This is a genomic window from Kitasatospora sp. NPDC001159 (assembly GCF_053598235.1).
This window is the reverse complement of record NZ_JBSFJV010000176.1, coordinates 1-8,478: the sequence shown is the minus strand read 5'-3', so window position 1 is coordinate 8,478 and position 8,478 is coordinate 1. Positions and strand designations below refer to the sequence as shown.

The window sequence follows — 8,478 nt, the reverse complement described above, 5'->3', positions numbered from 1 at the left end:
CGCCGAACAGGCAGCCACCGAACGAACGAACCTGAACACCAATCAACCCACCCTGACCTGCTGATCAGCACCTCCCGCCCACCGGGGGATCCTCACCCACACCGCTGAAGGGGGAGGGCCCGAGGCATGCCGCCAGGCGCCGAAAGGCCGCAGCCGAAGTAGGTCCTTCAGCTCACCGGCCACTCCCACGTCGCTGGCCCGACAATGCCTTGAAGGTTCGTCATGCCGGGTGAACTGGTGCGGGCTCCGATCGGTCACCGGCGGCGGATGCGGGGCGGGAGTGGTGAAACGCCGAGCCCTCGGTATGCGGGAACTCACAGCGTCGATCGGGTCGCCCACGACGAAGCGCACCGCTGGGCGATGAGGGTGAACCACCATCAGGGACATGTCTCTCGCCGCCCGCGCCAGCCTCGCCGGCGTGCCCGGCGCGCGGTACCGAGCGGGTCTGTCCAGCGACTGGTGTATCTCGTGTTGTGTGAGTTACCGGCGGCCGACGGAGAGTCGGCCAGCCCCATGAAGCCCGGAGCCGTCCAGTCCAGGCGGCGCAGCGCGCAGTAGTTGAGGTAGAGGGCGATCCGGCTGGCATAGGTGCGCTCGGTGTTCGACGAGCAGCCCCGTGCCCGTAGCGAGGCGAGGTAGGCGGTGGCCTCGGTGTGAAGGTCGAACGTACGGGCGTCGGCAACAACCCATCGGTGAAGGCCGGTGACGGCGAGACGGAACATTGCGCTGTGAAGGCTTGGTCCACGTGCCGAACGTAACTATCGCCCGGCAGGCGGTGCGTGGCGATCAGCCGAAGACCATCCCTGCAGGTGACAAGCAGAGCAACGTCCCTCACACTCCCCCACCTCCAGATAAGAGCCTGCCCTCTGAGAATGCGCTGGAGACCGTCACCCGTGGGTGGCGGCCTCCAGCGCATTCAGTCGGGGTTTGGTCAGCCAGTGGTGAGGGAGAAGTGACGGCCTCCGCATCGGGCTCAGCAGCGAGATCCACGGCCAGCGCCTCGGCGAAGATCGGGTGGTCGTCGACCATGCGCGCGGATCCGCCCCTTCGTCACTCCCCCTGCTCAGACCAGGCCGGGCCCGGGGCGACAGCCCGATTCCACCGCTATGACCTGGGCACTCGTCCGCCGCCGACCCCCGGTTGCCGGGCTGACCGAATGGGCCGACCCCCACCGGTAGCGAAATCAGCGTACGGGGTGGGGGCGGCTCGATGGGGGTTTGGTGGAGTTCGTCAGGAGGTGTGCACTCGGCGTGACTTGGCGCTCCCGGCGGCGCCGCCGCCCGGGGCTTGGCGGGAGAGCAACAGTGCGGGCAGCAGGGCGAGTGCGAGCAGGGCGACGGCCCAGCCGTAGGTGTCCCGGAAGGCGTCCGCGAGGCCGGGGGCGAGCGCGGCCCGCGCGGCGCCGTCCAGGGCCTGCACGGTGGCCAGTGCGCCGCCGGCTTCCCCGCCGGCAACCGTGGTCGGCAGCCGGTCGGCCATCGCCCCGGTGAGCAGGACGGACATCAGGGCGGTGCCGACCGAGCCGGAGACCTGCTGGACGATGGTGACCAGGGTGGTGGCGGCCGGGACCTCGGTCGGGGCGACGCTGCGGGTGGCGGCCGCCATGGCCGGCATCAGCGTCATGCCGATGCCGGTCCCCATCACCACCAGGGCGGCGATCAGGTGAGGGTACGGGGTGTCGGCGGCGACCTGGACGGTGAAGCCGAGGAAGCCGGTGGCGGCCAGGGCGGTGCCGGTGACCACGATCCGGCCGGGGGCGAAGCGGTCGGACAGCCGGCCGGAGAACTGCATGGTGATGCCGGTGGCGAGCGCCTGTGGGATGCCGAGCAGGCCGACGTCGGTGGCGCTTTGGCCGCGCACCAGCTGGTAGTAGAGCGGGAGCAGCAGCATCGAGCCGAAGTAGCCGCAGCCGAACAGGGCGATGGTGGCGGCGGGCCCGGCGAAGGCGCGCCGGGCCAGCAGCCGCAGGTCGATCAGCGGCTCCCCGACGGTCAGCGCCCGGACGACGAAGCCGGCGACCAGGGTGGCGCCGGCCAGGGTGGGTAGCAGGCTGCCGGCCGCGGCGGGGTGTCCGTGCTCGGCGCCCAGCCCGTAGATCAGTGCGGCCAGGCCCGGGGAGAGCATCAGCAGGCCGGGCAGGTCCAGCCGGCGGCGGGTGCCGCCGCCGTCGCGGGGCAGCAGCCGGGCGGCGAGGATGAGGGCGAGCACGCCGAGCGGCAGGTTGACCAGGAAGACCCAGCGCCAGGAGGCCTCGTCGACCAGCCAGCCGCCGAGCACCGGCCCGGCCAGCGGGCCGATCAGGACGGGGATGCCGAGCACGCTCATGGTGCGGCCGGTGCGGGCCGGGTCGGAGGAGCGGACCAGGACGGTCATCCCGACCGGCATCACCATGCCTCCGCCCAGGCCCTGAAGGACGCGGAAGGCGATCAGCGAGGGGGCGTCCCAGGCAGCGCCGGCCAGCGCCGAGCCGAGCACGAACAGGGTGAGCGCGGTCAGGTACAGGCGGCGGGTGCCGAACCGTCCGATCGCCCAGGCGGTGACCGGCGTGACGGTGGCGAGCGCCAGGGTGTAGCCGGTGGTGACCCACTGGATGGTGGCCAGCGGGGCGCCGAAGTCCCCGGCGAGGCGGTTGAGGGCGACGTTGACGATCGTGGTGTCGAGGACGGTCATCAGCGAGCCGAGGACCACGACGGCGGCGACGGCCGCGTTGCGCGGGCCGGCTGCGGCCGCAGTGGCTGTGTCGGTGGTTGTCCCGGCCGTGACCGGCTCGGTGGCGGTGCTCATCTTCGTTCCCCCCCGGTCGCGGTTCAGACGCCGTACGGGCGGACGGTGCGGGCGTCCCGAAGCGCGTGCGCCCACCAGGTGAGCTGGTCGAGCATTCCCTTGGCGGCGCCGTTCTGGACGGTCGGGTCGACCGGCTCGCCGTCCTCGCCGAAGAGGCCCCAGACGTTGTGGAAGCTGACGGTGTCCCGGACGGTGACGGCGTGCAGCTCGGCGAAGACCAGCCGGAGCTGCTCGACCGCGCGCAGCCCGCCGCCGAGCCCGCCGTAGGAGACGAAGCCGACCGGCTTGGCCCGCCACTCGGCGCCGTGCAGGTCGATGGCGTTCTTGAGGGCGGCCGGGAAGCTGTGGTTGTACTCCGGGGTGATCACCACGAAGGCGTCGGCGGCGGCTAGTCGGGGCGAAAGGGCCGCGTGCCGTTCGGCCTGCTCGGCGGTGGGCTCCTCGCCCACGTGGGCCAGCGGGTGCTCGGCCAGGTCGACGACGTCGATGTCGAGGTCCGCGCGCTGCCCGGCGGTGCGGACGAACCAGTCGGCGACCACTGGGTGAGCGAACAGCGCAAGGCCTACAGCGCCGGACTGATGAAGGGCAAGCGGGTCGAGCGGCTCGAAGCCCTGGGGATGGTGTGGGACCCGCTGGACGCCGCGTGGGAGGAGAACCTCACCGCCGCCCGGGAGTACCACGCCCACCACGGCACCCTCACCGCCCCGCCCACCGCGACCGCGTTGGACAAGCCGGTCGGGCAGTGGCCGTCCAACCAGCGCCGACCCGGCGCCCTCACCAACCGACCCGACCGGATCGAGGCGCTGGCGGAGATCGACCCAAACTGGAACCCCACCTGGCCACTCGACTGGCAACGCCACTACGCCGCCGTCCGCGAATGCCTGACGGGCGGGGCGCAGCCGGCCGACCTGCTGCCCTGGCGACGATCCACGGCCACGACATCGGCAGGTGGCTGGAACGCCAGCGCCAGCACATCGTCTGGCAGAGCCTCATGGACGGACAGCAGAGGCGCCTGGCCGCACTCGGCATCCAGCCGCTGGCAGCCCCGGCCGAGGAGGCGAAGGGCGCGGCAGCGAAGAAGGCCGGCGGGAAGGTGAGCGCGTTTGACCGTGGCCTGACCGCGCTCGCCCAGTACAAGGCCCGCACCGGATCGGTGACCGTCCCCAAAGGCCACGTCGAGGAACTAGACGAGAACGGCCCGGACGGCGGCACCGTGCTGGTGAAACTCGGCGTGTGGATCTCCAACACCAAAACCCGCCGCGCCAAACTCACCGGCGAACAGCTCGACCAGCTCACCGCACTCGGACTCCACTGGCACTGACCCCGGCCGGGCCCGGTGCCCGCCGAGAAGCGCTCCAGGCCGTCTCTGCCCGCCTGTGCCCGCCGCGTTGGAGGAACGCGGCGGGCGGACGGTGTAGAGGTGGCCTGACGGTCTTTCTGGGGCCGCCGCGCCCCAGCCCGCCCCCGCCCCATGTGTAGGACGCGCAGCTGCTCAGCCGTGGCCATCCGGAACTGGACCAGCGCGGCCACGACCTGGTGGTCGATCTCGGGCCCCCGACAGCCAGCCGGAGCTGATGCGCCGACGGCTGCGCAAGCGGAAGTGAGAGTCTGTTGTGGGTGCACGGTGCTGGGAGCGAGCGGGGCGGTGACCCTTGATCAACGCGACCGGGCTTCGTACCCTCGCTCGATGGGACATGACGACCTTCCGACTCTTGAACTCGCCTTCCCTGGTCCGGAACGTGACCGTGGAGTGGCGGCGATCCTGAGCGGTCAGAAGACCGCGCTCACGGGCCTCCTGGAGATCTTCGAGCACGCCGGCGAGGCAGTGCCGATGACCGGTCAGCGATTCTCGGTGCTCGATTCCGAGGGTTGTCCGACCGTCACGATCGAGCTCGTCGACGTACGGGTCGTTCCCATGACGGAGATCGACGACGACTTCGCGCGAGCCGAGGGCCGCGGCTACTCCGACGTTGCGCAGTGGCGGGCGGCTCACGAAGAGTTCTTCCGGAGCGACGGCGTGAGCGAGTTCCTCGGTCGCACCCCAGTCATCGATGACGACACTCTCGTCATTGCCGAACGCTTCCGAGTGGTCGAGCCCGACGATCCGGGCAGTCCGTGACTCGTAAGCCCGATCCCATGGTCCGTAGCGCTCGGGGAGCCGCAGGGCGGTGTGGAAGCGGCGGTCGTCGCGGACCGAAGACCCGCAGGCGAGAGGGCTATTGCCCGTCTGCGGAGCAGAAGTACCCACACCTCGACGGTGATCCCCGTGCTGGTGGCGGCCCCGGCACCTGCCCTCTCTTGCGGGGACCTCGGGCGGTGCCGGCTCACGGATTCTGTACGGCGGACTGGCCCGGCAAGCCAGCCACGATCGGGCTGTCACGCGGCATTGGTGAGGGTCATCGGTGGGCAGGCGGGACGCAGTGGGACGGCGCCAACACGGATCGCCTCGTCGGAACCTGTCAAAGCGATCATGGCAGGTGGTCGCGTCTAGGGCCTGTTGGGAAAGTGCTGGTCACAGCCAACAAGAACGTCTGACCTCGCTGTTCTGGTTGTCACTGCACTCTCATAGGCTCTCGGTGAGCTGATCGAAGGGATTGCCGTGGAAGACCCAACGGGCATCGCAGCGCTGGCCGAGATCCTCCCCCGGATCTTGGCGCTGACGAGGAGATCGACTGGTCGGCCGCGGAAGCGCGGTGGGGCACGCCGCTCCCACGGGACTACATGGCGTTCATGTCCGTGCACGGTGCCGGCTCGTTCGCGGAATTCGATGTCGAGTTGGTGGGCGAGGGTCAGGAGTCGGGTGGAACGCAGAATCCGTGGGAGGAGTCCGGCTGGGGCGAGGCTGTCGCGGATGTGGGCGGCGCCTGCGGGTGTGTGGGTGGTCGCGGTTCGGCGGATGGTCAGGATGTGCGGATTCGCCGTCGCGGTCTTGGCTCTGTGGTCGAGGCAGCGCCTGAGTGCTGCCCAGGTGGCGTTGTCGAGCGGGGTCGGGTTCGGTCGGCCGGGGAAGTGCAGGGTCCGGCGGTCGGTGTCGGTGGTGTCGTCGGTCAGGTGGCGTAGCTCGGTGGTGGTGGCCGCGTGCAGGAGGGCGGCCAGGCCGATGAGCGCTTCGTGGGGGTGGGTGTCGGGGTTGTGGGTCCAGCGCTGGTAGAGGGCGCGTTGGTGGTCGAGGGTGAGGCTGGGGCCGCGGAAGCCGCGGTGTTGGGGGGCGCTGAGTGGTGTGGTGGGGTCGTGGAGGACGCGTCCGGTGTGGTGGGCGTGGGCGAAGAATTGGCGCAGGCTGGAGTTGCCCCGACCAGGCCCTCCAGTCTGCGGTGCCAACGCGGCGAAGGCCGCCAAGCCGATCACACCGCTCTAGCTTGTAGGCTCTCCGCATGCCACAGCCCGGAGAACCGCACATGCTGGTAAACGGGGACCACGTGCGCCAGGCCGTCGCCTACTGCGTCCACGTCCTCGAAGGCGTCCCGGCTGCCCAATGGCATGCCCAGGCTGGCGGCTTGGAGTGGACCTGCTGGGAGACCCTCGAGCACCTCGCGGACGACCTGCTCACGTACGCGCTACGGTTCGGGCTCGCGCAGCCCATCGCCGTACCGCGCGTCCCACTGCGCATTTCCAGTGATCGACCGGATGGACCGGCCAATGTCATCTTCGGGGACCACGAGGCAGGGCCCGAGGGGCTCCTGACCGTTGTGGAGGCCTGCGGCGGACTGCTCGCGACCGTCGTTGATACCACCGACGCGGCCACCTTGGCCGCGCACGTCTTCGGTGCCTCCGACCCGGAGGGCTTCGCAGCGATGGGCGTCGTCGAGACCCTGGTCCACACCCACGACATCGCCCAGGGTCTGAACCGTGTCTGGGAGCCCCCGCAGGACCTGAGTGAGCGAGTCCTCGCGCGGCTGTTCCCCGACATCCCCGTCATCGATACCCCGTGGTCGACTCTTCTGTGGGCCACCGGACGCATTGAGACGCCTGATCGCCCCCGCCGAACGAACTGGCGCTGGCACGGCGCGCCGCTCGGCCGCAGCTGACCCATGTGGCTTTAGGCAGTGTCCTGGCGATCATGAGCGGAGCCAGATGACGAGTGCGGCTGCGGTGACGGTGCCGAAGTAAACGTAGCCGCGCTTGTCGAATCTGGTCGCAACCGCGCGGAATACCTTCAGCTTGTTGATCGCCCGCTCGACGGTGTTGCGCTTCTTGTAGCGGTCCTTGTCGAAACCGGGCGGCCGACCGCCGGCACGGCCGCGTCGGACCCGGTTGGCCGCCTGATCGGCCTTCTCCGGGATGACGTGCCGGATTCCGCGTCTGCGCAGTTAGCGGCGGGTTCGGCGGTTGCTGTATCCCTTGTCGGCGCTGACGCTGTCCGGCTTCGTACGCGGCCTGCCGCAGGTCAGTCTCGGCACGTGGATCTTGTCCATGACCGGCTCGAACTGGGTGCAGTCGGCGCACTGCCCGGGCGTGATGACCAGCGAGAGCACCCGGCAGCGGCCGTCCGCACTCAGGTGGATCTTGGAGGTGAACCCGCCTCGCGAGCGGCCGAGCGCCTCACCTCCCGCACCACCTCCGCCAGCCGGTCGATCAGTTCCGCCCGAATCCGAGCGGCTTTGACCGTCTGCGCGGAGCCCCCTTTAAGGGCGGGCGGCGGAGCCTGCCGGGCACCGGCGGCATGATGGTGCGCGCGCACGGACGTGGAGTCGACCGAGATGTCCCAGTCGATATCGCCGGCCGCGTCCGCCTCGGCCTGGATTCGCTGAAGGAGCCTCTCCCACGTCCCGTCCGCCGACCAGCGGCGATGTCGTTCATGCACCGTCTTCCACGGTCCGTACCGCTCAGGCAGATCACGCCACTGCACGCCCGTGCGTATCCGGTAGAGCACCCCGTTCACGACCTGGCGATGGTCCCGCCACCTGCCGCAACGCCCGTTGCTCACCGGCAGAAGCGGCTCCAACCGCTCCCACTGGGCATCCGTCAGATCACCCCTACTCCCCATAGTCATATCAACGACTCAACTGATCGCCAGGACACTGCCTAGTAACGGGTCGCTCGGCCTCGTCCTCGACCGCGTTCGGGCTCCCGTAGAGGGCGAGCCCGGTCTGTGTGCGGTTGGCTCGTGTGTGGCAGCGCGTCGTGCATGCGGTGCGGGTGCTGTCTACCCGGCTCGCTCAAGCCGTCGACGCCTTCTCCGACGCGCTCATCGCCCAGCACTTCGAACCGCTTCACCATCACCGTCAGTGACCAGCGCAGCCCACGAACTCGCACACTGTCATGCTTCACACTCACAAACTAACGCGCACCACCAGGCCGTAGGCCTGCGGTTCTCTCGCAAACTACGGCGCTCCGTCACAGGATCGGCGTGACGGAGCACCGTAGTTTGCGAGCGGTGCGCGGTAGATTGCGAGTCCTGGTCAGGTCACGATGAGTTACGAACAGTTCCGGTGAACCGGTCCCCGCGCGTACACGATGCTGCTCCTGTGGACGAGCCTGGCCCAACCACCCCAAGCTGCCGGCTCCGGCCGAACTGCTCGATGCCTTCAACACTCCGCTTCGAGATCCACGACACACTGACCATCTCGGCGGCGGGCGAAAACTGACCGCTGAACGGCCTGAGTTCCGCAGTTCGTGGGCACGGAGGAGCCTTGCGCTTGGCGTCGGTGCAGGTCACGGCGTTGCGAGGTGTGTGCCGGGCTGGAAAAACGT

The 8,478-nt window shown here is 69.6% G+C and carries 6 protein-coding genes and 1 pseudogene; 4 read left to right on the top strand and 3 right to left on the bottom strand.

From position 1 onward, the window contains the following. Window positions 1–1,230 precede the first annotated feature (1,230 nt). Window positions 1,231–2,784: a DHA2 family efflux MFS transporter permease subunit gene (locus tag ACWC9T_RS39650; RefSeq protein ID WP_449825899.1), complete on the bottom strand. Its 1,554-nt coding sequence runs from the start codon at window positions 2,782–2,784 to the stop codon at window positions 1,231–1,233. Window positions 2,785–2,807: 23 nt separating this feature from the next. Next, the gene (locus tag ACWC9T_RS39645) at window positions 2,808–3,338 is read right to left on the bottom strand and encodes an NADPH-dependent FMN reductase (protein WP_449825900.1); all 531 of its coding nucleotides are present in this window, start codon (window positions 3,336–3,338) and stop codon (window positions 2,808–2,810) included. Between ACWC9T_RS39645 and ACWC9T_RS39640 the strand changes: the two genes are divergently transcribed. The 4 genes from ACWC9T_RS39640 (at window position 3,327) to ACWC9T_RS39625 (ending at window position 6,812) form a co-directional block, all read left to right on the top strand. Continuing rightward, complete coding sequence (locus ACWC9T_RS39640) at window positions 3,327–3,881, top strand: helicase associated domain-containing protein (RefSeq protein WP_449825898.1); 555 nt, start codon at window positions 3,327–3,329, stop codon at window positions 3,879–3,881. The genes ACWC9T_RS39645 and ACWC9T_RS39640 overlap by 12 nt on opposite strands. After that, window positions 3,878–4,105, top strand: a complete 228-nt coding sequence (locus ACWC9T_RS39635; RefSeq protein WP_449825897.1) for a helicase associated domain-containing protein — start codon at window positions 3,878–3,880, stop codon at window positions 4,103–4,105. The genes ACWC9T_RS39640 and ACWC9T_RS39635 overlap by 4 nt, the downstream gene beginning before the upstream one ends. Window positions 4,106–4,471: 366 nt before the next feature. Further along, on the top strand, window positions 4,472–4,903 hold the full coding sequence (locus tag ACWC9T_RS39630; protein WP_449825896.1) for an ASCH domain-containing protein: 432 nt from the start codon (window positions 4,472–4,474) through the stop codon (window positions 4,901–4,903). Between the two features lie 1,279 nt (window positions 4,904–6,182). Beyond that, complete coding sequence (locus tag ACWC9T_RS39625) at window positions 6,183–6,812, top strand: DinB family protein (protein ID WP_449825895.1); 630 nt, start codon at window positions 6,183–6,185, stop codon at window positions 6,810–6,812. Between the two features lie 30 nt (window positions 6,813–6,842). Here the strand turns inward: ACWC9T_RS39625 and ACWC9T_RS39620 are convergent. Beyond that, window positions 6,843–7,771 (bottom strand): annotated as a pseudogene (locus ACWC9T_RS39620) (IS5 family transposase). Between the last annotated feature and the right edge of the window lie 707 nt (window positions 7,772–8,478).

Coding starts and splice junctions, on each gene's coding strand:
- ACWC9T_RS39650 (WP_449825899.1), bottom strand. CDS start 2,784: ATGAGCACCGCCACCGAGCCGGTCACGGCCGGGACAACCACCGACACA.
- ACWC9T_RS39630 (WP_449825896.1), top strand. CDS start 4,472: ATGGGACATGACGACCTTCCGACTCTTGAACTCGCCTTCCCTGGTCCG.
- ACWC9T_RS39625 (WP_449825895.1), top strand. CDS start 6,183: ATGCTGGTAAACGGGGACCACGTGCGCCAGGCCGTCGCCTACTGCGTC.